General features: G+C 73.6%; 1 pseudogene. It reads left to right on the top strand.

Annotation, left to right across the window (positions count from 1 at the left end):
• Positions 1-43 precede the first annotated feature (43 nt).
• Positions 44-1,074 (top strand): annotated as a pseudogene (locus AB0G02_RS41905) (hypothetical protein); the annotation flags it as partial.

The raw sequence follows: 1,074 nt of genomic DNA, 5'->3' as shown, positions 1-1,074 counted from the left end.
GGCGCTTTCCCGTTGCGTTCTGTGATGTCATAGACGGGTGCCAGTGACCGTTGACCGCGACGAAGCCGTTGTCATCCGTGAAGCGCGCGAACTGCACCGCCGTGGCGTGGACGCCTCGTGCGCCGGGCGGCACCACGACGCGGTGCGCCTGCTCCGACGCAGTCGGAACCTGATCGAAGCGGTCGACCCCGCGGACCCGGAGACCCGGTCGGCCTGGCACGTGGCGCGGATCCGGCTGTGGTCCACGCTGGCGGCCCTGGCGGCGGAGTCGTCCGGCCCGGCCGCCGGGCTGGACGGGCTGGCCGAGGTGCGGCGGCTGGTCGAGGACGTCACCGACCCGCTGGTGAGGGACGAGCTGCGCGGGGGCGTCGAGCACAACCGCGGTCTCCTGCTCCTCAACGCGGGCCTGATCGAGGACGCCATCACCTTCTTCGACGCCGCGCTCGACCACTACGTGCAGCGGCGCGCGGGCGGTGACGTCGGGCCGCAGCAGGTCGAGCTGGAAGTAAAGTCGCTGTGGAGCCGGGGCACCGCGCACACCAGGCTGGGGTCCATCCGCCAGGCACGCCAGGACCTGACCGATGCCGCCACGCTGGCGACCGCGCACGGGCTGCTCGACCGGGCCGCCGACGCGAGCCACTCGCTCGGCCTGCTGGACCTGCGGGTGGGCGACGTTCCGGCGGCGCTGCGCCGCTACGAGCACAGCGAGCGCTCCTACCGCGAGAACGACCTGGACGTGCCGGTCCTGCTGGGCCTGCACCGGGCCCAGGCGCTGATGGCCGCCGGGTTGGCGGACGAGGCGGGCAAGCAGCTCGACGGCATGCTCCCCGCGATGCGCGACGGGCACAGCATCACCCGGGACCTGGCCGACGTGGAGCTGTACCGCGCCGTGGCCGCGCACATGACCGGGGAGTTCGAGCTGGCGCGCACCATGGCCAACTCGGCGCGGCAGCGGATGCGCCGCTGGGGCTGCGAGACGTGCGTCGCGAACGCGACGCTCATCGGTCTGCGGATCGACACCGTGGTGGCGCTGAGGTCGGGCCGGGTGCCCCGGTCGCTGCCCCGGCGGGCGTT

The organism is Actinosynnema sp. NPDC023658 (assembly GCF_040639995.1).
In the GTDB taxonomy this organism is placed as follows: domain Bacteria; phylum Actinomycetota; class Actinomycetes; order Mycobacteriales; family Pseudonocardiaceae; genus Actinosynnema.
This window is presented reverse-complemented; position numbering and strand designations above follow the sequence as displayed.